The sequence below is a fragment of the Lachnoclostridium sp. Marseille-P6806 genome (assembly GCF_964238185.1).
Classification (GTDB): Bacteria; Bacillota; Clostridia; order Lachnospirales; family Lachnospiraceae; genus Brotaphodocola.
On record NZ_CAXSLG010000005.1, the window covers coordinates 49,428 to 74,045 of the forward strand.

General features: G+C 42.3%; 26 protein-coding genes. 4 read left to right on the plus strand and 22 right to left on the minus strand.

All coding sequences use genetic code 11. From position 1 onward, the window contains the following. Nucleotides 1-2 precede the first annotated feature (2 nt). The 4 genes from ACESON_RS07650 to ACESON_RS07665 all read right to left on the minus strand — a co-directional run bounded on the left by ACESON_RS07650 (nt 3) and on the right by ACESON_RS07665 (nt 3,909). Nucleotides 3-662, minus strand: a complete 660-nt coding sequence (locus ACESON_RS07650; RefSeq protein WP_373109140.1) for an HAD family hydrolase — start codon at nt 660-662, stop codon at nt 3-5. Between the two features lie 25 nt (nt 663-687). After that, entirely contained in the window at nt 688-1,281 is a 594-nt protein-coding gene (gene rbr, locus ACESON_RS07655) for a rubrerythrin (protein WP_373109141.1), read from the minus strand. Between the two features lie 83 nt (nt 1,282-1,364). Further along, nucleotides 1,365-2,156: a DUF6062 family protein gene (locus ACESON_RS07660; protein ID WP_177958420.1), complete on the minus strand. Its 792-nt coding sequence runs from the start codon at nt 2,154-2,156 to the stop codon at nt 1,365-1,367. A 139-nt stretch (nt 2,157-2,295) separates the two neighbouring features. Beyond that, nucleotides 2,296-3,909 (minus strand): serine hydrolase, encoded by a 1,614-nt coding sequence (locus ACESON_RS07665; RefSeq protein WP_373109298.1) that lies wholly within the window; start codon nt 3,907-3,909, stop codon nt 2,296-2,298. Nucleotides 3,910-4,080: 171 nt separating this feature from the next. On the opposite strand from ACESON_RS07665, the gene ACESON_RS07670 reads away from it, so the two are divergent. Both ACESON_RS07670 and ACESON_RS07675 read left to right on the plus strand, forming a co-directional pair. Beyond that, entirely contained in the window at nt 4,081-4,923 is an 843-nt protein-coding gene (locus ACESON_RS07670; RefSeq protein ID WP_373109142.1) for a polysaccharide deacetylase family protein, read from the plus strand. A gap of 174 nt (nt 4,924-5,097) precedes the next feature. Next, nucleotides 5,098-6,282, plus strand: coding sequence for an iron-containing alcohol dehydrogenase (locus tag ACESON_RS07675; protein ID WP_373109143.1), 1,185 nt, complete (start codon nt 5,098-5,100; stop codon nt 6,280-6,282). Between the two features lie 636 nt (nt 6,283-6,918). Here the strand turns inward: ACESON_RS07675 and ACESON_RS07680 are convergent. From ACESON_RS07680 to ACESON_RS07690, 3 genes are all read right to left on the minus strand, one after another. Continuing rightward, the gene (locus tag ACESON_RS07680; RefSeq protein ID WP_373109144.1) at nt 6,919-7,503 is read right to left on the minus strand and encodes a TlpA family protein disulfide reductase; all 585 of its coding nucleotides are present in this window, start codon (nt 7,501-7,503) and stop codon (nt 6,919-6,921) included. Nucleotides 7,504-7,512: 9 nt separating this feature from the next. Then, on the minus strand, nt 7,513-8,175 hold the full coding sequence (locus ACESON_RS07685) for a cytochrome c biogenesis CcdA family protein (RefSeq protein WP_373109300.1): 663 nt from the start codon (nt 8,173-8,175) through the stop codon (nt 7,513-7,515). Nucleotides 8,176-8,443: 268 nt separating this feature from the next. Next, a complete protein-coding gene (locus tag ACESON_RS07690; RefSeq protein WP_177958416.1) occupies nt 8,444-8,821 on the minus strand; it encodes a desulfoferrodoxin family protein in 378 nt (125 codons plus the stop codon). 210 nt (nt 8,822-9,031) lie between these two features. On the opposite strand from ACESON_RS07690, the gene ACESON_RS07695 reads away from it, so the two are divergent. Next, nucleotides 9,032-9,694: a Crp/Fnr family transcriptional regulator gene (locus ACESON_RS07695; protein ID WP_373109145.1), complete on the plus strand. Its 663-nt coding sequence runs from the start codon at nt 9,032-9,034 to the stop codon at nt 9,692-9,694. A 3-nt stretch (nt 9,695-9,697) separates the two neighbouring features. Here ACESON_RS07695 and ACESON_RS07700 read toward each other — a convergent pair whose 3' ends face one another. The 8 genes from ACESON_RS07700 to ACESON_RS07735 all read right to left on the minus strand — a co-directional run bounded on the left by ACESON_RS07700 (nt 9,698) and on the right by ACESON_RS07735 (nt 17,220). Next, entirely contained in the window at nt 9,698-10,288 is a 591-nt protein-coding gene (locus tag ACESON_RS07700) for a biotin transporter BioY (protein ID WP_373109147.1), read from the minus strand. 359 nt (nt 10,289-10,647) lie between these two features. Next, on the minus strand, nt 10,648-10,812 hold the full coding sequence (locus ACESON_RS07705) for a hypothetical protein (protein ID WP_373109149.1): 165 nt from the start codon (nt 10,810-10,812) through the stop codon (nt 10,648-10,650). Between the two features lie 81 nt (nt 10,813-10,893). Next, nucleotides 10,894-11,067: a cysteine-rich KTR domain-containing protein gene (locus ACESON_RS07710; RefSeq protein WP_373109302.1), complete on the minus strand. Its 174-nt coding sequence runs from the start codon at nt 11,065-11,067 to the stop codon at nt 10,894-10,896. Nucleotides 11,068-11,393: 326 nt separating this feature from the next. Continuing rightward, nucleotides 11,394-11,867, minus strand: a complete 474-nt coding sequence (locus ACESON_RS07715) for a methylglyoxal synthase (protein ID WP_373109304.1) — start codon at nt 11,865-11,867, stop codon at nt 11,394-11,396. 65 nt (nt 11,868-11,932) lie between these two features. Beyond that, nucleotides 11,933-12,748, minus strand: coding sequence for a helix-turn-helix domain-containing protein (locus tag ACESON_RS07720; protein WP_177958412.1), 816 nt, complete (start codon nt 12,746-12,748; stop codon nt 11,933-11,935). Between the two features lie 210 nt (nt 12,749-12,958). Then, nucleotides 12,959-13,912: a beta-galactosidase small subunit gene (locus ACESON_RS07725; protein WP_373109151.1), complete on the minus strand. Its 954-nt coding sequence runs from the start codon at nt 13,910-13,912 to the stop codon at nt 12,959-12,961. After that, entirely contained in the window at nt 13,896-15,794 is a 1,899-nt protein-coding gene (locus tag ACESON_RS07730) for a glycoside hydrolase family 2 TIM barrel-domain containing protein (protein ID WP_373109153.1), read from the minus strand. Before ACESON_RS07730 ends, ACESON_RS07725 begins: the two co-directional genes overlap by 17 nt. Before the next feature lie 58 nt (nt 15,795-15,852). Next, nucleotides 15,853-17,220, minus strand: a complete 1,368-nt coding sequence (locus ACESON_RS07735) for an MFS transporter (protein WP_373109154.1) — start codon at nt 17,218-17,220, stop codon at nt 15,853-15,855. Nucleotides 17,221-17,453: 233 nt separating this feature from the next. Here ACESON_RS07735 and ACESON_RS07740 point away from each other — a divergent pair, with 233 nt between their 5' ends. Beyond that, a complete protein-coding gene (locus tag ACESON_RS07740) occupies nt 17,454-18,308 on the plus strand; it encodes a helix-turn-helix domain-containing protein (protein WP_177958408.1) in 855 nt (284 codons plus the stop codon). Between the two features lie 841 nt (nt 18,309-19,149). Here the strand turns inward: ACESON_RS07740 and ACESON_RS07745 are convergent. From ACESON_RS07745 to ACESON_RS07775, 7 genes are all read right to left on the minus strand, one after another. Then, nucleotides 19,150-20,892 carry a recombinase family protein gene (locus ACESON_RS07745; protein ID WP_373109155.1) on the minus strand — a complete coding sequence of 581 codons (1,743 nt, stop codon included), beginning with the start codon at nt 20,890-20,892 and terminating at the stop codon, nt 19,150-19,152. Between the two features lie 120 nt (nt 20,893-21,012). After that, nucleotides 21,013-21,135 (minus strand): hypothetical protein, encoded by a 123-nt coding sequence (locus ACESON_RS07750; RefSeq protein WP_256318028.1) that lies wholly within the window; start codon nt 21,133-21,135, stop codon nt 21,013-21,015. Continuing rightward, a complete protein-coding gene (locus ACESON_RS07755) occupies nt 21,128-21,499 on the minus strand; it encodes a hypothetical protein (RefSeq protein ID WP_154250682.1) in 372 nt (123 codons plus the stop codon). Before ACESON_RS07755 ends, ACESON_RS07750 begins: the two co-directional genes overlap by 8 nt. A 407-nt stretch (nt 21,500-21,906) precedes the next feature. Next, entirely contained in the window at nt 21,907-22,560 is a 654-nt protein-coding gene (locus tag ACESON_RS07760) for a helix-turn-helix domain containing protein (protein ID WP_057571414.1), read from the minus strand. Between the two features lie 300 nt (nt 22,561-22,860). Next, complete coding sequence (locus ACESON_RS07765; protein ID WP_373109158.1) at nt 22,861-23,397, minus strand: hypothetical protein; 537 nt, start codon at nt 23,395-23,397, stop codon at nt 22,861-22,863. A gap of 105 nt (nt 23,398-23,502) precedes the next feature. Further along, nucleotides 23,503-24,117, minus strand: a complete 615-nt coding sequence (locus tag ACESON_RS07770) for an ImmA/IrrE family metallo-endopeptidase (RefSeq protein ID WP_227130135.1) — start codon at nt 24,115-24,117, stop codon at nt 23,503-23,505. An 11-nt stretch (nt 24,118-24,128) separates the two neighbouring features. Further along, on the minus strand, nt 24,129-24,497 hold the full coding sequence (locus ACESON_RS07775; RefSeq protein WP_117504955.1) for a helix-turn-helix domain-containing protein: 369 nt from the start codon (nt 24,495-24,497) through the stop codon (nt 24,129-24,131). Nucleotides 24,498-24,618: the final 121 nt, after the last annotated feature.

Genomic DNA, 24,618 nt, shown 5'->3' on the forward strand with positions numbered 1-24,618 from the left:
CCTTATCCTGCTCTTTCTGCTTCCAGCATTTCCTTTACCTCCAGAAGGGAACTGCAAACCCGGTATACCCGCTTTTTCAATTCCTCCTCTGGCTGGGTCAGATCCGGAACCATAACGGTGACAAACCCTCCCCGAAGCCCTGCTTCCACTCCATTTAAGCTGTCCTCCAGAACCAGACAATCCTCCGGCTTTTCTCCCAGAAGCTCTGCAGCCTTCCAGAAAATCTCCGGATTCGGTTTTGCATGGCTGACCATATCTCCAGTAACCAGGTGACAAAAATATCTGCGGATTCCTGTTTTTTCCAGATTTCTCTCCGTATATTCCATTCTGCTGGCAGATGCCAGAGCCGCCGGAATCTTCTGCGCCTCCAGATACTCCAAAAGCTCATAAAGTCCCGGCTTTACTGGAATTCCGTCCCTCTCCAAAAGTGCCTCAAAAATCTCCTGTTTTTTTCCTCGAAATGCCATAAAATCCACAGAGTCTCCAAATACCTCTTCAAATCTTATGCGGGCATCCTGGTGATTCATTCCGCGAATAGTCTTCAAAAAACTTTCTTCCAGATGGATTCCCCATTCTTTTTCCGCCTGATGCCAGGCAATTCCTGAGATTCGCTCTGTGTCAAACATCAGACCATCCTGATCAAAAATCACTGCCTTTATCATTTGTCTCTCCTCGCTATCGTTTTTTCTACTGAATATAGGGAGCCAGCTCCATGCGAACAAAATATCCCTGCTCATGGCGGCAAACTGGACAGTGCTCCGGCGCCATGGTTCCCCGATGAATATGACCGCAGTTCAGACACATCCAGCCAGTTTCCACCTCAGATACAAACAGCTGATTTTTCTCCAGATAATCTGCAAACAGCTGGAAACGATCTCCGTGAGTCCGTTCAATTTCTGCAATCATTGAAAAGCTGGTTGCAATCTGGCTAAACCCCTCTTCCTTTGCCGTTTTTGCAAAATTCTGGTAGACATCTTCAAATTCCTCGTATTCATTGTGATGCGCTGCTTTCAGATAATCCAGGCTTTTTTCGTATTGATCCACCGGATAACCGCCGTCAATAAAAATGGTTTCTCCGCCCAGCTCCTTCAGGTAATTATAAAAAATTTCTCCATGCTCCTTTTCCTGATCTGCTGTAAAGGAAAATACCGACTCAATCACAAACAGCCCTTCTTTTCTGGCAATGCCCGCCGCAAACGTGTAACGGTTCCTGGCCTGACTCTCACCGGCAAACGCTCTCATCAGATTTTTTGCTGTCTCACTGTTTTTAAAATCCATCATAGAAACCTCCTAATGTCATATGCATACTTCTGCTTTCCATTAGGATTCCCTGGATAATTCGTAAATATGCTGCCAATCACCGGCTATTTTCTATTCTGAAAGACCGGATCTGCCGGATGGCCTCCGGTCAGCTTCTGCATGGTTCTCTGTACCGCATCTCGCGATTCCTTCCAGTCTGCATCACGGTTTCTGTAATCGTATTTTTCTATCAGCCAGTCAATATCCTCCTGAATCCGATCCAGATTTCGTGAAGTCAGCTCTGTCAGCCTTGGAATCCACACCTCCTGCTCCTGTGCGGTCAGCTTGGCCTGACAAATATCCAGAACATCAGCAAAATGAGGCAGGCAGAACCCCTTAGAGGCCATCAAAAGCTCTCCGAAATCCGTATCATTTTTCAGCATATAAACAAAGGTATCCAACATTCTCTGATAAATGCCGTCCATCCGCTCACAGATATAGCAGTGACTGTTTTCTCCTCTCAGCCAGGCAGAAGCCCCGGACTGTCCTGCTGCCGGGCCGGAAACAGAGGCAGTCTGCTTTCTGCCGGAAAATAAACGTCCCAGAAGAGAGCCGCCTTTTTCCACCGCGCCTGCCTGTCCCATCTGCTTTTTAAAGTCCCGATTGACCTTTTCCATACGGGACTTTAAAATCCAGGCATTGCCCAGAGAATTTCCGTAATCAAACATCATTTTCGTATGATGACGGCAAAATCCCCGCTCACTGGTATTGTCACGAATATCACTCTCCATATAAGAAGATCCCAGGACAAACTCCAGATTTTCCTGCTCCAGCTTTCTCTCCAGCCAGCAAAACAGGCACTCATCTCCCGCTTTCACGGCATCTGTCAGTTCTATGGTATATAACTTTTCTTTCATCTCCGCACCCCTCGTTCTTTCTTTTTCCAGCTTTCTATTCCGCTCTGTCCTTTCACGCTCCTATCAGGCGTCACCTGAGGCAGCTGCGTTTTCACTGCTGCTGCGCTTCTTCCGTCCGCTTCCGTTCTGTCCAGGCAGCCTAAGCACCTGTTTTTTCATCCCAGATACCATATTCATTGACACGATAACCGTCGGGAGTTGTTCCATTGGTCAGAAGCTTTCCGTCTGCACTTAAATAATACCAGGCGCCTCCATCCTGAATCCACCGATCGGATACCATAGCTCCGGTCGCCGGATCAAAATAATAATAAGATCCATCCGTATAATTCCGCCAGCCGGTTGCCATATATCCATTTCCGTCAAACCAGTACCAGGTGCCCTGAAGCTCCAGCCACTGATTGGCTGCGCTGGAACCATTTTCCCCGATATAATACCAGCCGGTCTGATCCTGCTTCCAGCCCTGACTTCCGCCTGAGCCTTCCGGTATTCCAGTCTGGCTTCCCGGTCCTGCTGATCCGCTCTCTCCCGGCACAGACGATGTATTCTGAGATGGAATACCACTTGGACCGGAAGATGTTCCAGGCACCTCCTGGGTTCCCTGGCTGTTCCCATTTCCCGGTGTCACTGTTCCGCTCTGATTGCCTGCCCCCGGCGTCACCACTCCATTCTGGCTTCCTCCTGCCAGCTTTTCATAATTTGCAAAACCGTAATCCAGCATGGCAATGGTATCTGTATAATGACTTCCGCTGGCCTTCATGACCACTGCAATCAGACGAACGCCATTTCTTTGTGCCCCTGTTACTAAAGTGTTCCCTGCCTTTGAGGTATATCCCGTTTTCCCTCCGATAATGCCCTCATAATACCGGGAATCTGTGGGATACATCATCTTGTGTCCCATGGTAATCGTTTTAGCAGCCGACTTTTTTGTAGCCGGAAATTCATAGCTTGTTGTAGTATCAATTTTCCGGAAGGTTTCGTTCTGGAGAGCCGCCCGCATGATCAGCGCCATATCGTAAGGCGTTGTTTTATGGGCCGTATCATTCAGCCCGTGAGGATTGGTAAAGTGGGTATTCTTACACCCAAGTTCCCTGGCTCTGGCGTTCATCAGATCTGCAAATGCGCTGACGCTCCCTGCCACATGCTCGGCCAGTCCATTTCCAATCTCATTGGCTGATTTTAAAAGCAGACCGTACAGACACTGCTCCACTGTCAGCTGATCTCCCTCAGATATGCCCAGGGAAACTGCTCCCGATTCCAGATTGGTTGTAGCAGAAGCTGAAAAAGTCACTGTGTCATTCAGGCTGCAGCGTTCAAGCACCAGAAGAGCTGTCATTACCTTGGTAATACTGGCCGGATAAAACTGCATGTCCTGATTCTTTCCAAACAATACTTTTCCTGTTGCTGCATCCATCAAAACAGCGCCTTCTGCCTTCACCTGCGGCAAAGCTGCCTCCTGTGCGTGAGAAGAACTTGACTGACTGCCGCTTTGATTTCCTGATACACCGGGACCACCCTGATTTTCTGTACTGCTCTGTCCTCCCGCTCCTCCAGGACCGCCCTGATTTTCTGCGCTGTTATTCTGACCGCCTGTCACTCCCGGCTGTACTATGCCATTTCCAAGTCCTGTATTTCCTGTCTGACTGCCTCCAATAAAAGGAGGCGGAGGAACCATCACTGTATCTGCATAAGCTGTCTGACTAAACAGCATAGCCGTTCCAAGTCCCGCTGCCAGTACTTTCTTCCATTTTATCATCATGTCTACTCCTTTAAGCCATTTTTTTGGAACACCTTCCGCCAGTTCCGGTCAAACATCTCTATCCGGATACTGCTTTTTTTAGTATAACATAGATTCTTTCTATAAAATATGACAACTTTCTTAATCTTCCCGCATAAGCTTTAACAATAAGATTCTCCGGAGTCTATCATGAGCCAGAAATTTTTTCTTCATCAATCCAGCCTGTGCAAACGGACTGCTGCTGTCCTGTTTTTTCTGATTTTCTCTTTTCTTGCAGGAAACTGGCTGGGTTATCTTTCCTTCCGCCATGCCTCTGCTCCCACCAGCGCAGGTGCTTCTGCCGAAAACTGGGGACTCAGCTTCCAGCAGGAAGGAAAACCGCCGGTTGCAAATGCAACCTCTGACTATCTAAAACAGTTTCAAGCCCATTACGCGGCAGATACCACAGAAAAAATCATATATCTGACCTTTGATGCCGGCTATGAAAATGGAAACACCGCCGCCATTCTGGACGCTCTGAAAAAGCATCATGCACCAGCTGCCTTTTTCCTTGTGGGAAATTATCTGGAAACCAGTCCTGAACTGGTCAAACGGATGGTAGAGGAAGGTCATACTGTAGGAAATCATACCTATCACCACCCGGATATGTCTAAAATAGCTGCAAAAGAAGATTTTCAGAAAGAGCTGCAGGATCTGGAACAGCTCTACCAGCAGATAACCGGACAACCGCTGAAAAAATATTACCGGCCGCCCCAGGGAAAATACAGCGAATCTAATCTGAAAATGGCAAAAGAAATGGGATACCATACCTTTTTCTGGAGCCTTGCCTATGTAGACTGGTACGAAGACAAACAACCCACTCATGAGGAAGCTTTTCAAAAGCTTCTTGGCCGCATCCATCCAGGAGCCATCGTTCTTCTCCACAGTACCTCCAAAACCAACGGAGAAATTCTGGATGAACTGCTGACAAAATGGGAATCTATGGGATATCAGTTTCATTCCCTGGATGAACTGGCCGGACAGCCTGGATAACTGCAGCTTTTCCTGATTACAGCTTTTTCTTGTATCCCTTCAGCAAAACTGTTCCTTTTTGTTGCCGTTTATTATTAAATTTTACTGGAACCCCTTTCTTTTTCATGGTAAAATATCTTCAGAAGAAGAAAGCTCCCATGAATCATAAAATAAAAAAGAAAGGTGGAATTTTCCATGCATTCATTTACATACTACTCCCCTACAGAGGTAATTTTCGGCAGGGATACCCAGCAGAAGACCGGTGCCTGTATCCGCAAATACGGCGGCAGCCGCGTGCTTCTTGTTTACGGAGGAGGTTCTGTTGTACGAAGCGGGCTTTTGGCGCCGGTGCGCCGCTCTGCGGAAGAATCAGGCCTGATTTGTGAGGAATTCGGCGGGGCCAGAGCCAACCCGACGCTTGAACATGCCCGCAAAGGTGTTCAGACAGCCATTACCTTTGGCGCAGACTTTATTTTAGGCATTGGGGGCGGTTCTGCCATTGATACAGCAAAAGCCATTGCCATCGGCGCAGCCAATCCAGATACTGACATCTGGGAATTCTGGAGCCGAAAGAAAAAACCGGAACAGGGACTTCCAACAGGCGCTGTTCTGACTATTCCTGCTGCAGGCAGCGAAACAAGCGCCTCTTCTGTTCTCACAAACCAGGAAACCGGATCTAAGCGCGGGTTGAGCACCCACCTGAACCGGCCTAAATTCGCGATCATGAATCCAGAGCTTGCCTGTACCCTTCCTGTCTATCAGGTGGCCTGCGGCGTTACGGACATTATGATGCATACACTGGATCGCTATTTCAACCCTACAGATAATGAGGTAACAGATGCCCTTGCTGAAGCGCTGCTGCGCACAGTGATTGCAAATGGACGGACTGCTGTTGCCGATCCCCACAACTATGAAGCCATGAGCGAACTGATGTGGGCCGGTTCCCTGTCTCACAACGGACTGACAGGGCTGGGCTGTCAGGAAGATTTTGCAGTACACCAGCTGGGCCATGAGCTCTCTGCCATGTTTGACACTGCCCACGGCGCATCACTTGCTACTGTATGGGATTCCTGGGCGCTGGCTGTTATGGATGCAAAGCCGTCCCGCTTCGCCCGATATGCAAAGAATGTCTGGGGTATTTCCGGATCAGATGAAAAGGAGCTGGCTCTTGCAGGTATCCAGGCAACCAGAGAGTATTTTTCTTCTCTGGGAATGCCCGTGGGATTCCGGGAAAATCAGGATATTGGAGAACAGGAGGATCATGTCATCCGCGAACTGGCCAACCGCTGTTCCTATCAGAAAACACGAACTATCGGAACCTTCCGTCAGCTTGATGAAAATGGAATCTATGAGATTTACAGACAGGCAAACCAGAAATGAGCCTTCGTCTGTACTTCTGAAACAAGTGTTTGAGCTCACTTGAATAAAGAATGTGCCTTGGCACATTCCCGCGACAAAGTGCAGCTGCGCCAGCAACATTTTCGCTAGTGCGCAGCTCACATTTCCGCAAAGCTTTTTATGACATAAGAGAGGTTTTCCTATGAAATAAAAATGGGCGTTGCAAAATTATCAAATTAATAATAATTGCGTAACGCCCCTCGTTTTGTGAGTGCAAAAATCTTAAAAGAATTGTTGTTTTTATTTCGGCATTCCCACGCGGCAGAAATCGGCTTTTTCTTCTGAAAATGCAAAATTCAAGTCTGATTTTGTGCAGGAATCAACTATTTCTCCTCAAAATGCAAAATCCACGCCTGGTTTTATGTTAAAATCTACCCTATAAGGTGAACATGCCAAATACCTATTGATACCCCAAATATTGGCTAATCCTTTTTAAGGTGCAGAAGAAAGCATGGATGATATCTCATTCCCAGACATTTTTCTGGCTGTCCCTACTTTTCAGACAAACGCTATCTTCCATTCATTGATCTTGTAATACAATCCAAACAATGAATATAAAGGTACTTTGTATATCCTTATGCAGAACCCGAACTGGCATTTACCAGAATCCAGCCTTTTTCAGGGCGCTATTAAATCGATTCCCTTCTGCAGAGTTTTTCCGTCAATCGCCCCGGCAGCGTGAGCAATCACATAACCATCCTTATCCAGGAAAAAGGTTGTAGGAAGAGAATATGCCCCAAATGCCATGGCAGCATCAAACTCTGTATCAAAAAATACAGGAAATTCATACTGCTTCTTTTCTATAAATCCAACTGCAGTTTCCTTTGTTTCTCTGGAACCATCTGTCATATTGATCATCAGGAACTGAATCTCTTCTCCTGATTCCAAATACTTTTCATGAAAATCCGGCGCTTTCATGCGTTCTGCTTCTGAAGACTCTTCTGACGCAGAAGGCTCAGCAGCCTCTTCCTGTTTTTCAGAAAATTCCGCAATGCTTTCCTGTTCCGACGGAACCTCTGCCGGTTCCTTTTGCTCTGCAGAATCTGTCTTTGCCGGCTGTTCTGCCAAGAACTGCTCCTCTGATATTACAGCCAGCTGCTCCCTTGCCTGAGCCTTCCCAAGCTTTCCATAGAGAACAGAGGCGCCTCCAATTAAAATAATAAAAGCCAGAACCATCCATAATAATGTTTTTTTCTGTTTCATAATTCCTCCTTAGCTGAGCAGTACCAAAAGCCGCCCCAAAGTTCCTGTTACCATAAAAATGCCAACCACCACCAGAAACAGACCGCTGACTGTATTGATTATTCCGTAATGCTTCTTAATCCACAGAAATGCTGTTTTTAAATAGTCAATCATTACCGCGCTGAAAAGAAAGGGAATTCCAAGTCCCAGCGAATAGGCTAACAGCATCATCATACCTTCTGCCACATGGCCCTGCTGAGATGCCAGCATCAAAGCTGAACCAAGGAAAGCTCCTACGCAGGGAGTCCAGCCGATGGAAAAAACCATACCAAAAACCATTGCTGAAAAAAAGCTCATATTGTCTGTATCAACAGAATGACGGCTTCCATGAAACAGATTCAACCGGAATACTCCAAGAAAATTCAATCCGAAAACAATTACCACAAGACCGGAAACAATCTGAACCGCTGTCTGATACTGTCTCAAAAAACTTCCTATGGTACCGGCCAGCCCTCCAAGCGTTACAAACACCACAGTAAATCCCGTTACAACCCCCAGCGCACCCGTTATTGTTTTTCCAGTAGTCCTCTCTCCACCGCCTGCAAAATAAGAAAGATAAATAGGAAGCATCGGCAGCAGGCAGGGGGAAATAAACGTAATCATTCCTTCTAAAAATGCAATGGTATACTGCATCAAATAAATTCTCCTTCCCGGGTACGCTAAAATTTTATTTCTGCATTCCCTGTTTCTTTATGGATAAAGTATAGCGAAAAAATCCTTCTCTTTCTGTGACAATATCACCATAGGGAAAAGCGCCCCTCTGCAGACAGAAAAATGCACAAAAAAATCCGGAAAGAATCAACAAATTACAAGATTCTTTCCGGATTTCCCCTACAGAATAAAACCCTCACTTTATCCTTTTACTGCTGAATGCCATCAGACAGGCATCCGGCATCAATCATCATAACTCAGTCATCCAGAGACCATGAAGATTGCAGTACGCATAAACTGCAGCTGCCTTATCATCACCCAGACAGAAAGAAACCTCAGGCGCATCACCGGGCTTTAAGGCCTTTCTCTGGCCGCCCTGATCTGTCTGTACATAAACCCACTCAATAAAGTGTTCCGGAAGCATTGGATGATCCACACTTCCCACATGAACACGAAGCACATTTCCATCCATAACAGCCACTGGCAGATGCTTCTCGCCGCTGGCTTCAACTGTGTTAGGAACCAGGGCTTCCATCTTCTCGCCACAGCAAATCATAGGAACGCCTGAATCATGAACCATGCCAACCAGGTTTCCACAGCGGCGACAAATATAAAACTTAGTCTTCATAACCTTCTCCTTTCGTCCTCATTCGCAGCATATCTTTTCAATTTTCAGAAAAATCAGATATATCCTGCGTATTTCCGTGCAAATATTTTTTTTACTTTCTATTTCCAGTATACTTTTCATATAGGAATCTGTCAAGAATGGAATTGACGCATTGATACAAATAACCTATACTAAATAAAAACTACTATGTAAAACAGTTAGGAGGGGAACATGGATTTTCAAGACTACTTTCCCATATGGAACAAGCTGACTGCTCTGCAGCAAAATCGAATACTGGGAAGCCTGATTTCACGAAAAGCAGAAAAAGGCACCATCATCCACAATGGCAGTATGGACTGCACAGGTCTGCTTCTCATAAAGTCCGGTCTTCTTCGGGCATACATTCTGTCCGACGAAGGACGGGAGATCACCATTTACCGTCTGTTTGAACAAGATATGTGTCTCTTCTCTGCCTCCTGCATCATGCGCTCTATTCAGTTTGAGATCACCATTGAAGCGGAAAAAGATACAGAGCTCTGGGTCATTCCTGCAGAAATATATAAAAGCATTATGGAAGAATCTGCGCCTGTAGCAAACTATACCAACGAGCTTATGGCTACTCGCTTTTCTGACGTCATGTGGCTCATCGAGCAGATCCTCTGGAAAAGCCTGGATAAACGCGTAGCCGCTTTTCTTCTGGAAGAATCTGCCATCGAAGACTCTAATGAGCTGAAAATTACTCATGAGATCATTGCCAACCACCTGGGTTCCCACCGTGAAGTTATTACCCGGATGCTTCGCTACTTCCAGAGTGAAGGAATGGTTCGCCTTTCCCGCGGAACCATTGTTCTTCTTGATCGAAAAAAATTAGAGGCACTGCAGCTGAATGCATAGCCTCTAGTCCATCATCCGAAGCACAGCCGGACGCATTTTCATAGCAGTGGCCGCTGCAAGGATGCAAAGCACAAAATCCTCTCCGATTGTAAGCAGACAGCAATTAATCAAAACAGCTTTCCAGCCTATAGGCATAGAAATCACATAATTGCTGATAAAATAAAAATACAGAATCCCGGCTCCATAATACACAGCCAAACCTGCTGCTGCAGGAATCATCATCCGGGTCATTTTCACCGGCTTCATCCATTCACAAATCTTTCCTATGACCCAGGCTGCCAGGAGAAAACCAAGCAAAAAACCAAAGGTGGGACGAAGCAGATACGCCGGCCCGCCTCCTGCAGCAAAAACAGGAACCCCTAACAAACCGATCAAAAGATAAGTTCCTACACTGGCTGCCGCTACTCTGGAGCCCAGCAAAAAACCTGCCATCAGTACAAAGAACCACTGCAGAGTAAAATGCATAGGAAACGGCTGTACCGGTATTGTGATCTTAATAAAGGCCCCCGCTGCAATCAAAGCAGCAAATAGCCCGGAAATCGCCAGTTCACGCCCCATCCCCCTGTCTCGTGTTCTTATTATCTCCTGCTCCATCCAAATCTCCTTTTCATGTGTTTCGCATCTCTAAAGCTGACATTCATTGTACTATTATTTTTTCGTTTTCACAACTCATTTTTCGCAGGAAATATTATCTTTATTTACAGATTTAGGCTTTTCCCCCTCATATAAAGGATTCTCAATGACCATTTACTTCTTTTTTATAAATCTGGATCCTCATCAGAACCGTCGCTCTGCAAAATATCACTCACTGGAAATCAGCAGTTAAAAGACAGAGGAGCATAACCTTTCAGTCATGCCCCTCTGCGACAATCAAATTACTTTTTTCATATGGACTGCCCTTTATCAGGAAATCCTTTCTCGTTTTACTGATTCGCTCCGAAATTCCATTTTAATCACGGAACCCAACGTCCCAGTTCATCCACATGGTATCCGTCAGGAGTTGTCATATTCACATATAACTTTCCTCTTGTTCCATCTGATACCGGATTGAAATAGTAGCAGTATTTCTGTCCGTTATCCTCTGTAATCCAAGACCATTCTTCGCTACAAGAGAACAACTAACTCCTTATGATTTTATTGATTTTCTATTTAAAAAAGCCGATGAACTGTGATTTACCACAAATTCATCGGCTCTGCGTCTATGCGTCTGGCTCTTTGATGACTTTTACATTTAATTCTTCCACTTCTATCAAACCTTCCAATTTGCATTTTGGACAATAAAGTGGAAAGTTCTTTAAAATCGTATCTTGTCGTATTTTAAGTCTTGTTTTATTTCCACAAATCGGACAACTAATCCATTTTCGATTTTCCATCACCATCACTTACACCTTCCCTATTGTTTATATTTTCCTCACTTCACATTATCTCTTACATTAAATCTTTCGTTTCAATGTCAAAGAGATAAAAAGTACTAATCGTAGCAGCACTAATCAAATTAAAAGTAACATTATCTGAAAGGCTAAAATCTCCGATACTACCTTGAAATAGAAAAATCAATAGGAATGACGCAACAATAGTAACTGTGAAGATTTCATTTGGAGTATTCCACTTCAATAAAGGACACTTGATTCATAGTTATCCAGCCTTTCATTTGACACATATATTTTACTGTATTTTTGTCAAAAATTGCTTGAATGAATCAGTTTTTCCCTAATGCCTCCGCTCTATTCTCAACTGTTTTCTTAAAATTCTCTACTTGATGAACATACTCCTCATCCATGAGAGCGGAATGGATTAAGAAATCAGCCGTTGCAATATTATTGGCAATCGGAATATCATATACCTGTGCTATTCGTAAAAGAGCCTTTACATCCGGATCATGTGGCTGTGCAGCCAAAGGATCAGAAAAGAAAATGACTATATCAATACTTCCCTCAACAATTTTAGCACCGATCTGTTGATCCCCGCCTAACGGACCACTGTTATAGCCTTTTACACTCAACCCTACCTGATCTGTAATCATTCTCGCAGTAGTTCCAGTACCAGACAAACGATGTTTCTTTAAAGTTTCTTTATTATTGTGACACCAGCGAATCATATCTTGCTTTTTTCCATCATGAGCTATGAGTGCAATATTTTTTTGTTTATTTATAGTCATTTTTAAAAGTTCAATCATTTTTCTTCTCTCCTTTCCTATTGGCAACTCCTACGACACAAATTCAAAAATTTTATTGTATATCAATCATATCCATCTTCTCCAGCACGTAACTTCATTGCCCTATTGCGGAATTCTCTCGGAGTCATTTTATATCGTTCCCTGAATACTCTATTAAAAGTTCTTTGGCTTTCAAAACCGCAATCCAATGCAATATTTATAATAGATTCCTTTGAATCCTGTAACAAAGCTTGAGCATAATTCAAACGGATGCCATTGACATATTTACTAAAATTACAGTGAAATGTCTTTGCAAACATTCTGGATAATACATATTTGCTCACACACAACTCGTAAGCCATTTTTTCTAATGTAATCTCATCCCTAAAGTTCTTTGCAACATATTCGACAGCATTATAAATAACATCATCTTTTCCGGAAGATTCCCTTGGAATAATTTCCATATCTGTAAAGACATGAGCCAAAATCACTTGCATATATGCCTTTTCCAATCTCCCATTATATTTTTCTTGTTTGATCAGTTGATTGATAACATATTCTATATCAGGAGAAATATTATCTTTTTTTATAATCGGGATTCTCGGACAGTTGCTCTGCAATTCTTCAATATAGGATGAAAAAAATGTAGGGTTTGCGAACAAATAGATTGCTCTGTTTCTTCCACTTCCAAATACCTGATAATGATGAATTACATTTGGAAAAACAATTCCAAAATCTCCCTTTTCCAAATGATATAATTCCTTTCCAACTCCTAGTTCAACACTTCCCTCTGTCACAAAAACCATTTCTATTGCATCATGTAAGTGTGGTGGAACATGGATAGATTTCTTGCGTTCATATGATATTTCCGTATTTCTATTTTCGTATGTTAATATCAATCAAATCACTCCTGTTGCAATTTTTGTCCACATATTATTCTATTATGACACGAATTCCAATTCACTCTTATATATAATGGAAACAGAAAAGGAGGTATATAACCATGAAAAAACTTATCAGTTACTTAAAATATGTTATGTTTTTCTATAAGGACTACTATAAATGCTACCATCCAATGTAGTTATGATGCTAAAGCAGGCATTTCTTTTTTAACAAATCACAAAAGAATATTTTATATCGTCCTCTGCACTAATATGATAAGCCTCTTCCACATCACTGCCCCAACTGTCAATTCCGCCTACACCTCTTACCGCTCCATAAATACAAAGCACAGTTCTTCTTGCCGGCGGAAGTTCTTCATGATGAGTTGCATTTTCAATCTCACTAGCTGTATAAGGCAGACAGGAAAATGCGAACCCTTTGTCTTTCTTCTCTATTCTAAGAATCTGATTGGAATTTCCTTTTCTACAGTTATTAAGGCTTGTATGCCTTGTTACCTCCAGCCACTCTGTACCCATTCTCATTCCACATTCCTGCGGAACAAGATAATTTGTAAGGCTTATATCGTCTATCTCAAAGATTCCCTTCTCAGCTCCCGCCATTCGATCCGGATAAGTTTCTCCAGAAAGTCCTTCATATGTATATTTGTCTGCAAGTGTTGGCATAATGAAACGAAGTCCAAATACCGGAAGCTGCGGCAAGCCCTTTGCTCCTTTATAGGAAACATTTACAGCAATCTTTCCCTTGTTATCCACACTATATACCACCTCAACCGTTGTAGCAGGTGTTGTTATCGTTTCATATACATATTTTACAATTACATTCTCGGCAAATACATCACCGCCATACTTGTTGTTTTCCGGAGCACAGGGCTTTCCCTGAGATTTACCATCGGTAATTACTTCAACATCTTTACATTCAATAAACATATCTGCTGCAAGCCAGCTTCCGCTCTTAATATGGAACTTACTGCCTCTATCATTATCCGTGGTTGCTCTCCAGAAAGTCGGTTTCGGACAGCGATAAAGCCACTCATATCCATTTTTCATAAGGGATTCCAGACCCCCCTGTGCATAAGAAAAAATGTAATCAAATCCTTCCCCATGAACACCAAGTGTAAAATCTCCATATACTACTCTCAATGTTTTAAATGTACAACCCATAGTAATACCTCACTTCCTGCATTGCCGGTTTTTCTTTTCTGTCAGCAAATAGAATTCCGTTTCCTGAAAATTCATAGTCTGCCGGTCTGTCATCAAAATCTCCGCCATACCTTAGTACTTCTTTCCCTGTAACCTCATCTTCTACTAAAATTGCCTGGTCAATGAAGTCCCAGATAAAACCACCCTGATACATTTCATATTTATCGATCAGCTCCATATAAGAACCAAGACCACCCATAGAATTTCCCATATCATGCATAAACTCACATAAGATATACGGTTTTTTAGCACTGTTAATCAGGTACTCTTCAACATCAGCCGTTTTTGCATACATACGGCTTTCTATATCAGAAATGGTATCTTCATACGCCCTGTTGTAGTAAGAACTTTCATAGTGAACTAATCTTCCATCCTTCTTATCTTTAAAATATTGATTCATCGCCTCAATATTATCTCCGGCATATGACTCATTTCCCAAAGACCAGAACAAAACCGATGTATGATTTTTAAATGTTTCAAAGTTATTTCTTGCTCTGTCAATAACCGCTTCTTTCCACTGCGGAATAGAACCCGGTACATTACAGGATGGCTCAATGGCTCCCAGTTTTTGAAATGAGCCATGACTTTCAAGATTTGTTTCTGACATTAAATAAATTCCTTCTTCGTCACACATATAGTACCAAGGAATCTGATCCGGATAATGGCATGTCCTCACTGCATTGATATTATTCCCTTTCACACATTTCATATCAGAAATCATCTCGTCCATTCCGATCACCCGTCCGGTTTTCGCATTCCACTCATGCCTGTTCACACCTGTCAGAATCAATCTCTTTCCATTTAAGTACATTACCTTATCAATAATCTCAAGTCTTCTAAACCCAACTCTGTAAAATACAACCTCTGCAAGCTGTCCATTCTCATAAACTTCAATAAATGCCTCATAAAGATAAGGGCTGCGATTATCCCAAGGAATTACTTTTTCTACTTCTGCCATCATAGAGCCTTGTACTATACCTGCGGTATCTTCTAAAGCGATATCTTTACATAAAAGTTTATTTCCGCTCTTGTCAGCAAGTATAAATTTTGCACTCTTTTCTCCTACCTTTACAGCAGAAATCTTTACATCTACTCTAATTGCACCACTTGTATTATCCTCGTTCAAAGTAGGTTTAATCCACATATCCTGTACATGAACATCCGGAATCGCCTTCAATGTCACATTTCTAAAAATACCAAAGAAGCGGAAGAAATCTTGATCCTCTAAAAAAGCTGCTGTGCTCATCTTGTGAACCTGTACCGCAAGCACATTATTTTTTGCTTTAATATATGGGGTCAAATCAAACTCCGATGGTGTAAAACTGTCCTCTGCATATCCGATAAATTCCCCATTTAACCAGACATACATTGCCTCTTCCACACCTTCAAAGCAAATATGGATTCTTTTACCAACCAGATTCTCATCAAGATCAAAGTGTTTTACATAAGAGCCTACCGGATTATACTCTGCTTTGCTGAACATTCCAGCTCCATCACCAGCACCATCTATGCTATGTGCACCTCTAAGGTATCTTTTCCCCTCCCAAGGATACAGCGTATTGATATACCGAATCTGATCATAACCGGCAAGCTCAATGTGACCGGGAACTAAAATCTTGTCAAAACCACTTCTATCATAATCTGTCTGATAAAAATTCATCGGTCTTTCCATAACATTGATGCTGAATTTAAAATCCCATTCGCCATTTAATGATTGCATCAGTTTATTCTTACCGCTCTTGAACTCCTCATAATTCAGATAATAATTATGATCACTATGAGCCTCTATCTGATTTACACGAAACACTTCCGGATTATCTAACCATTTAATATCTGCCTGCATAATATTCCTCGCTTTCTGAAATAGCCTCTAAAGCTTTTACTCTAGAGGCCATTTTTATTTACTGTCTTTCTGCTTTCAATTTTTCATTAGCCTCTTCCACATTCATAAATGAAAGAATGATTGTAATAACCAAATCAAAAATGAACGGAAGCCAGAGGTACATAAAATACATCATATTAATACAACTGTCTGGCTGTACCGCAGCATCACCATTGATAAATCCACTCATTTCGAGCAGCCAACCTGCAATTGCTGTACCAAGACCACCGCCAAGTTTTACACCTAATGAAGTGCATGAATACATGATTCCATCTACTCTTTTTCCGGTCTTTAAATATGTATGTTCTGAGCAAGATGCAATAACCGCATTCATGTCGCCCTGCCAAGGTCCCTGTCCTAAAGCTGCGATTGCTGTAAAGAGTAACATCAACGGTATACTTCCCATGTATCCTGCTACAACTACCAGCAAACGACCTGCTGTTGCTACCATATAGCTGTACTTATTGAGTTTATACATTCCCTTCCATCTGGAAACCAAATTAGGTGTAAACACCAATGCTATAATTAACGGAATATTTACTGCCCAGGAGAATGCTCCAAACAAATTTTTATTAAGAAGCACATATGTCATAAAATAGATTCCAATGTTAATCATTGCTCCATATAACTGCTGAAGAATATATACCCCACAAATCATTAAGTAATACTTATTGCTGAACAGTAACTTTGCCGACTGAATTAAAGTAAGTTTGTCATCCTTTTTTTCCTCTGCATCTTCACAGTCCTTCAGTTCTTCTTCCGGAAGTTCTTTTACAGAAAATACTGCAAGAGTATTTGTAATAACACCTAAAATACAGTAAATAATAGCTATGTTTCTCCAGCCTACTGCTCCACCACCTAATACATCAACCGCACTTACTGTAATTGTCTGAATAAATAAGCTTGTAGTAAATGCAAAGATGAATCTGAAAGACCCCATCTGCACTCGTTCTTTACTGTTTTTTGTTACAAGTGCTGTAAGTGCCGAATATGCTATATTGTTAGCCGTATAAAACACAGCATTCAATAATGTATACGCAATAAAGAACCAAGCATACTGTGCTGTTTTTCCAATATTAGTAGGGATTGCAAATACTCCGAATAATGTGATTGCACATCCGAAGAAGCCCCAGAACATCCACGGTCTTGCTTTACCCATTTTGCTCTTTGTCTTATCAATCATTGAACCAAAGAATACATCTGAGATTCCATCAAACAGCTTTGATACTGCAATCAATGTTCCTACAATACCCGCATTTAATCCTACCGTGTTTGTCAGATAAATCATTACAAACGATGATAAAAATGCATAAACCACATTACCTGCAATATCACCTGTTCCATATCCGACAATGTTTCGCATTTTTAGGTAGCTTTTTTGCTCCATAATAACAATCTCCTTTTCTTTTGATAAATGTGTAACCTCGCCGTTGCAAATCATGTCTTTCTTATGTAAGAAATTATACTAAATCGACTCTGAAAAATACATATCAAGAATTTGACAAAACATGAACAAAATGATACAATTTCTAAAATAACATAAGTTTTATCTGTTTTTTTCATCAAAGTGTACATCAAAAAAATGAACCAAGTCAGAAAAATGGGAGGGATAAAGTAAATATGTACACCAACAATGCCTACCTAAACAATACAACTATGGACATAAAAGATAAATCGAAACCATTAATTGTAACCAGTTGCGGTACCTATCACTTGTTTACCCGCCCTAAATTACCAACCTGGCGACCACGTGGTCGTCGTGACTTTCAGCTACTGTACATTGCATCTGGAAAAGCCCACTTTCATTTCAGCCAAAAAGAAGAGATTGTTACAGCCGGTCATATAGTTCTTTACAGACCAAAAGAGCCGCAAAAGTATGAGTACTATGGCGAAGATCAAACCGAAGTATACTGGGTTCACTTTACAGGAAACGATGTAACGAACATCCTTCGCTATTACGGTTTCACAAAAGGCAAACATGTATATTACTGTGGTAAGAGATTAGAATATCAGAATCACTTTAAAACAATGATTCAAGAACTTCAAATGTGCCGGGAACATTATGATGAAATATTAGAAATGCATTTAAGAGAAATATTTATCATGACACACAGACATTTTCAGACAAGTTCAAAAACGGGTAACAGCCAGATTGCAGAAGACATGGACTCTGCAACACTCTATTTTAACGAACATTATAACCAAGAGATAAACATTGAAAAGTACGCACAAAGCCACAATATGAGTACAAGTTGGTTTATTCGTAACTTCAAGAAATACACAGGATTTACTCCTTTACAATATATATTATCCATTCGAATATATAACGCAGAAGCCCTGTTAAAAAACAATATATATAATATCACAGAAGTAGCCAGTATTGTTGGATATGATAATCCATTATATTTTAGCAGAACATTCAAAAAATTGAAGGGTATTTCTCCTTCTGAGTATCGAAACAGTATTGAATCGTAGCATTACTAAAAAGTCATACCTGCACATATTTCTTTATCTTGCAATTTTTGTCCACTTTTAAAATTAATTTGGCAAGCAATATATCCTATTTGGGGTTATGATTACTTCAGAAAAACAAAAGGAGATGAGAAATATGAAACAGAAAGTAATTAATTTCATTGATGAAGTACTTAATTTTTACAAACCAGTATTTCTTCATCCGACAAGCTATGTGCGGTAACCCGCAGAAAAAACTTTTTCCTTTTCTTAAATTATTTAACCTCGCCAGTTATTATAAATAAGAAAGAAATATTCTAAATCATTCTGTGTAAACCGCTTAGATTGATGAACAAATATTAGATTTAAGTAAAGAATAAACAGGACTGAACAGCAAATTTCTATATTTTGCTGTTCAGCTCCGCATTTTATCATGTATACCCATAGAAAAAAGAACGACTAATTTTCAATCCCAAAACACACAAAACTTTATTTTTCCTGTATTTTCAAGCTTTTCACACGCAAAATACTCTCAAACCACGTCCAAGAAATTATCATCCTTTTTTAGTACCAAAATCATCAAAAGTCCACTTTTATACGTTGCTGCTAGTCCTGCAATCGCTAAAAATCCACTCAAAGTTGTTGAAGCCATGTAATCTAAGCCCATTTTCCCAAAAAAGCAAAAAGAGATACCCAATGATTTCTCATTGGATACCTCTTTTTTATTATTTAACGTAGTCTAAAGTTACTGAATGTAGTCACATTCCTTTAGACATGTAATTTACATCTCTGCAATCGCTGCCTGCGCCGTACATACCTTGTGTATATAACGATGTACATTTTGAATTAGAGCTGTCCGGGCAGCTCACCGACGCAGGCTGCCCGGAAAAGGGATGGTGTGCCCCTCCTCATCAGCAAAAGGACCAAAGTGTAATTTACTATCCATAGAGCAGGTCGTGTACTTCCTCTGACCGGCTAAATTCAGAAAGGCAACTGTGGGCTGCGGAGAAAAGTCCAAGCACCAGGCAAAGCGGGAATCAGACAGTGGTGTAACCTGTGAAACAAAGAGATCAATGAAATCCTCGCTTACCAGACCGTCATGCATTTCAACTGCCTCGCACAACGCTGCTTCAATGGCTTCCATATCCAGGCGTCCGGGATTGTAGTCCTCTGAAGCAATTTGAGCTTTGCTCTGACGAAGGGCCTCCATCTGCTGCTGAATTTCTATGGTCCGCTGGAGGAACTTATCCTGCTCAATCTCTCCACGGGCACGGACCACAACCAAGTCATCCAGCTGTTGTTGGAGCAACTGAATAGAATCATCTTTCGCTTTCATCAAATCTGCTCGACGATCTGCGTCTGGCTTGTAGCAAGCATCCAGCATTTTGCAGGTCTGGAGGACGATTTCTCTTTGGTCTCCCCATACCCTCTCAAATATTTTGGAGGCCATCAGTTCCAGTTTGCTTTGTCCAACTGGCTTGATCTCACAGATAGGTGTTGGATTGCCTTGTTCATTCTGAAGGCGGATGCGGGGGGTATCATGGTGTCGCTTGCATTCATATCCATAGATAGGCTTTCCTGCATTATTGGTTCTCCAACGATGTCGAAGCATGGGAGAACCACAACGACACCTCATTTTTCTGCCCCACACATTCTGAGCCTGCTGAATACCAAAACTCCGTGTACGGCCTTTCTCATCAGTCAGCCGTTTGGTCCTACTGCGACGAATGGCATTACACCGCTCGTACTGTTCCTCCGAGATAATCTGAGGGAAGCCACCTTTTACATAGACAAACTCGCTCTCGTCACGCTTGAGTCTCTTTTGCTCCAAATAGTTATTGGAATAGGACTGACAGTAAACTGTGTACCCCAGATAGTTTTTTCGCTTGATGATCTTTGATATTTTTCCGGCATCCCACTTGACCTTACCTACTCCGTTTTTGCGTCCAAGGCGGGTTAGCTCTTTTGCTACTAAGGTTTCTCCCATGCCGGAATCATAGAGGTCAAAAATCATTTTTACAGTTTCCGCCTGATCGGGATCAATTTCAAACTGCTTGGTGAGTTTGTTCCTGGTATATCCGAAAATGTTCCCGTTTCCATAGAGGACTCCTTTTTCGCGGCTGACCCGTTGTCCTGCAAGAGAGCGTTCACTGATTTTGCGGCTCTCTTCCTGTGCCATAGTAGCCATAATGGTCAGCCGCAACTCGCCATCACCGTCAAGCGTCCAAATGTTATCATTCACAAAATAGACTTCAATCCCTATGGCGGCGAGTTGGCGAACACAGACCAATGCATCTACCGTATTTCTGGCAAAGCGGCAGACCTCGCGAGTGACAATCAAATCGAATTTTTGCTGTTTGGCATCCTCCATCATCCGCATAAAGGCATCCCGCTTATAGACCTGAGTTCCGGTAATGCCTTGGTCGATGTAGCGGTTGATAACATTCCATTGAGGATGAAATCGAGCAACATCATCATACCACTGCATCTGATTTTGCAAGGCTTTGACCTGGGCCTCGTGTTCTGTTGAGGCACGGCCATATATGACTGCCCGACAGGGTTTGTCCCGAAAAGATCGAGATAATGAGTACGGAGACATATTGTACATAGCATCTTCCTCCTTTAGTGTTCCTGATTTCTTCTGACAAAACGAGAATACTCAAAAAATCTTTAATCTGCAATGATATGGACGCTGGGCTGACATCCTTGACAACCCAGCGCAAAAAAACTACTTGTTCTGATAGGTTCGTTTCACATTAAAATAGGTTGCTTCGTTGATAAGTCCCTTCTTGTAGAGCATATCAATCAGCTTTAAGCACACATAAGTGCGGTCAATAATTGTTTCATTCATGGCTCATATCCTCCGGTAAGTGATGCTGTTGTGGTAATGCTGCAAGCCGGATCTTTTGAAGTGTCAACGCCGTAAGGCTGGATAATGTATAGTATTCGACGGGGCTGAGCGCAGACGCCTTGTTGTCTGCCGCGCGAGCTGCCATTGTATCAATACTGCGGCGAAGTTTAGCCAATTCATCAATCAGAGCTACATAGTCTGCTGGAGGGAGTTCAACAGGACGAACTCCTTTAATTAAACTGCGGATATATGCGCCTCTGGATGACGCACCTACACGACGAACTTGATTATCCAGATCCGCCAAATCATCTTCCGTGAATCGTACATAGGCTATTTGGGTTGCACAGACATCTTTCTTGTTCATAACCTCGCCTCATTTCCTGAATGGTGGCGTGTCGATTTACGAGGAGTAATGATATAGTCATACCCATTGCGGACCCCACAATAAGTACAGGTATCTTTTACAAGTTGATAGCGATCCACACGCTGAATCCTTATGGTTGGCACATTATAAAAAGCATTGGCACAAGTTGCACACAGGCAAATCATCTGCGGCCTCTGTTGCCGATTTTCAGTTTCTTGTTTCATGGCCTGTTCGCTCCTATTACTGTTAATTTAGAGACTGAGGGACCCAATACCCTTCCCTGGCATTTGTGCCTCTCACTTGTAGGCCACGGCAGAGGCCGTTTGTTGCACAGATTACGAAATTTAATTCAAAAAGTAGCATAGCCCTGCCAAAATGGCAGGGCTGTGCTTTCGATGGTTTGTTGCTTAAGGATTATAGTGCATCATGGCATCCTGTATCTTCTTAATTTTTCTGCATATTGAGGACCGATTGACCCCTTGCTTACGAGCAATTTCTGCGGCAGAAAAACCCTCACACAAAAGGCGAGCAATTTGTTCCAGGTCTTTGGGAAGTGAAGTGAGAAAATCTTCTACTTCCAATTCAAGCTGCACGCGTTCCATATCATCACCTGTATAGTACCCTCCCATTCCTTCAGGGTCCTGAGCATCCAAAGAACAGTGACGGCGTGTTTGTGTGTGTTGATTATTGTATTCCAAGCGATCCAGTTCTCGCAATTCGGCAATCCAAGCTCCATTGACACAGGAAGTATCGTCTGCTCCTAAAACCAGCGTAGAACGCGATCCATCTGCAAAGTAGTAGACATAGGTATCGTGTCTTTGGGGAGAGTTCGTATGAACCACATCTTGATTGATAGTTCCTAATTCTTGGCGATGTGTTTTATAACGAGCTTGTGAGCACTCGGTAATAACTCTTTCGTTGTGACCATCAACATTTTCGGTTGTCTCAATAAAAAAGCGCCCAGTAAAGCAACCGTTGCGGCGTGCCTTACTGAACGCTGAAAAACTGATTTCCTCCCATTCCTGTGGGCTATTATTTTTCCAAATGAATACTCTTGTCATATCCTTTCCTCCGTTCAAATTCTTGGTAGTCAGTGAATTTGAACGGTGTCATGGATATTTTGCTATGTACGCCTCCCAGCGCATACCGGCCTCCTAATACCGGGCAAAGAAAAAGGCCGGAAGTGTTTTCACCTCCAGCCATGTTCCTGCCGCCATATTACAGCAGGAATGAAAAAAGCCCGGTTAATGCCGGGCCTTATATAGAAAAGTATTCAATTTAGCGCATTCCTGCCACTATACCAAGTATAGCAGGTCGGAAGTCGGAAGGGAGTAGGGATTAGGTCGGGGATTTGTCGGAATTTAGTCGGGATTTAGTCGGGGCAGTTCCTCTAGGACTTCTGGAATAGAATATCCAAACAAGCAAACAGAAAATAAATAGATAGCTTCTCGTTTTCGGTCATAAAAGACGCTGCGCTCTATATTTAGTTCTTCCAGCAATTCTTTCTCTGTACTGTTGAACCGATAGATGAATTGCTTAGTCAAAATTTCATAGTAAAGTTCTCCTCGATCTGGATACCGTTTCAGACGAAGGAGCGCACGGTCAATAATATTGACCAGCATTTGATTTTGAACAAGGCAGCACACTTTTTCTTCAAAGGCTTGTAGTTCAATATCTGGTGCAAAATTTTCAAGATAGCAGAGGCCAGACTCTATATCTTGTTCTCCCATAATCCAAGCAGCTTCTTGCAATTCTTCTGCCCGTTCACTCAGAACCCAGACTACATCCCGGTAAATCTTTAGAATCAGCCTGCTTCTATGAAACGCAGCGTCGCTGTTAAGCCCTAAAGCTGTTAGTCTGCTGTTACATTTTTGAATTGTTGTGCTTTCTTTCCTCATAGAATATTCCTCCTTGTTCGCAATATTGCGAACATATTAGGTACAAAATAGCATAGCGGAGGAGATAGAGAGAGGGGAGAACCTCTCTCTATTCCCGCTCTTTGGTTATATCAGGTTCCTGGATTTTAGACGAATCTGCATTGCTTGCTTGGAAACCTCAAAAATGTTTGCCATTTCAGCAATGAGCTGTTCATCTGTCCGACCCATTCTAAGTCGGTAAAAACATTTTTTGATCTGCGGTAAAGGCATCAGCAGAGCAGAAGCCAGAGTATCTGCCTGGCGCTCAATTATGCCATGACTTTCATCGGAAGAAACATTTCCGTTATATGCAGCAACATCTCCTGTACCGGAGTACAACTTCTTATGTAGTACCCAATGAGCCAGCTCATGGGCACAGGTAAAACGGAGCCGCCCTAATTTTGATGGATCACAAAGCCGTTCATCAATTAAGATTGTACCGGATCTTACTGCAATCATTCGATACTGTCTCTGTATCTGGTCATATAAAACAACGGCACCGTCATCGAAAATTGTTTCCCCTAATATCTTGGGGTTTTTTCTTAGTGTATGAAACTCCAGGATTAGATCAAACTTTGTCTCGATAATGGTTTCGATTGGCACAGGACATGGTTGCCCGGATAGCAGAGAGGGATCATATTCCATCAAGATTTTTCGCCCTACCGCTTCGATTGCTTCTGTACGGATTTGTGGAATTGACAAAGCTATCCCCCCTATCGTTTACGCTCCTTTAGCATTTTCATAAATGTCTGCCATTCTTCATCGGTAGCGTCTACTTCTTTTGCCACACGCAAGGCCGCCCGAACAATATCTTTTTCCATGATATAGTCTGGCAAATCAGCAGATACTGTATTGCGTGATTTTGCGGCCAGATCCAAAAGCAACTCATGTTCTGATTTATCCAAATTCAGAAAGGCAGAGATGCGTTCCACAAAATCTCCAGTGGGAGCAGGACGGCGGCTTTGTTCAATGTCACACAGATAGCCATAAGCAATATTCAAATGCTTGGCTGTATCGCGTAAATTGAATTTATGTGCCTTGCGTTTCTCAGCTATAAATGATCCAAAAGTTATATTGCCCACAGCATTCACCTCTCATTTGTTCGACGAACTGCGAACATCTTGCTTATATTGTATATCGAACATCCGTTCACTTCAAGGACAAAAATTCCATTTGAAAAGAGGTGTTAAAAATCAATAACAC

Coding starts and splice junctions, on each gene's coding strand:
- ACESON_RS07765 (WP_373109158.1), bottom strand. CDS start 23,397: ATGAGGAAAGAAAGCACAACAATTCAAAAATGTAACAGCAGACTAACA.
- ACESON_RS07755 (WP_154250682.1), bottom strand. CDS start 21,499: ATGAACAAGAAAGATGTCTGTGCAACCCAAATAGCCTATGTACGATTC.
- ACESON_RS07735 (WP_373109154.1), bottom strand. CDS start 17,220: ATGGAGCAAAAAAGCTACCTAAAAATGCGAAACATTGTCGGATATGGA.
- ACESON_RS07690 (WP_177958416.1), bottom strand. CDS start 8,821: ATGAAGACTAAGTTTTATATTTGTCGCCGCTGTGGAAACCTGGTTGGC.
- ACESON_RS07680 (WP_373109144.1), bottom strand. CDS start 7,503: ATGAAACAGAAAAAAACATTATTATGGATGGTTCTGGCTTTTATTATT.
- ACESON_RS07685 (WP_373109300.1), bottom strand. CDS start 8,175: ATGCAGTATACCATTGCATTTTTAGAAGGAATGATTACGTTTATTTCC.
- ACESON_RS07660 (WP_177958420.1), bottom strand. CDS start 2,156: ATGAAAGAAAAGTTATATACCATAGAACTGACAGATGCCGTGAAAGCG.
- ACESON_RS07675 (WP_373109143.1), top strand. CDS start 5,098: ATGCATTCATTTACATACTACTCCCCTACAGAGGTAATTTTCGGCAGG.
- ACESON_RS07725 (WP_373109151.1), bottom strand. CDS start 13,912: ATGGGTTGTACATTTAAAACATTGAGAGTAGTATATGGAGATTTTACA.
- ACESON_RS07650 (WP_373109140.1), bottom strand. CDS start 662: ATGATAAAGGCAGTGATTTTTGATCAGGATGGTCTGATGTTTGACACA.
- ACESON_RS07730 (WP_373109153.1), bottom strand. CDS start 15,794: ATGCAGGCAGATATTAAATGGTTAGATAATCCGGAAGTGTTTCGTGTA.
- ACESON_RS07670 (WP_373109142.1), top strand. CDS start 4,081: ATGAGCCAGAAATTTTTTCTTCATCAATCCAGCCTGTGCAAACGGACT.
- ACESON_RS07760 (WP_057571414.1), bottom strand. CDS start 22,560: ATGACAAGAGTATTCATTTGGAAAAATAATAGCCCACAGGAATGGGAG.
- ACESON_RS07710 (WP_373109302.1), bottom strand. CDS start 11,067: ATGGAAAATCGAAAATGGATTAGTTGTCCGATTTGTGGAAATAAAACA.
- ACESON_RS07750 (WP_256318028.1), bottom strand. CDS start 21,135: ATGAATGAAACAATTATTGACCGCACTTATGTGTGCTTAAAGCTGATT.
- rbr (WP_373109141.1), bottom strand. CDS start 1,281: ATGATGGATTTTAAAAACAGTGAGACAGCAAAAAATCTGATGAGAGCG.
- ACESON_RS07665 (WP_373109298.1), bottom strand. CDS start 3,909: ATGATAAAATGGAAGAAAGTACTGGCAGCGGGACTTGGAACGGCTATG.
- ACESON_RS07745 (WP_373109155.1), bottom strand. CDS start 20,892: ATGTACAATATGTCTCCGTACTCATTATCTCGATCTTTTCGGGACAAA.
- ACESON_RS07695 (WP_373109145.1), top strand. CDS start 9,032: ATGGATTTTCAAGACTACTTTCCCATATGGAACAAGCTGACTGCTCTG.
- ACESON_RS07740 (WP_177958408.1), top strand. CDS start 17,454: ATGTACACCAACAATGCCTACCTAAACAATACAACTATGGACATAAAA.
- ACESON_RS07700 (WP_373109147.1), bottom strand. CDS start 10,288: ATGGAGCAGGAGATAATAAGAACACGAGACAGGGGGATGGGGCGTGAA.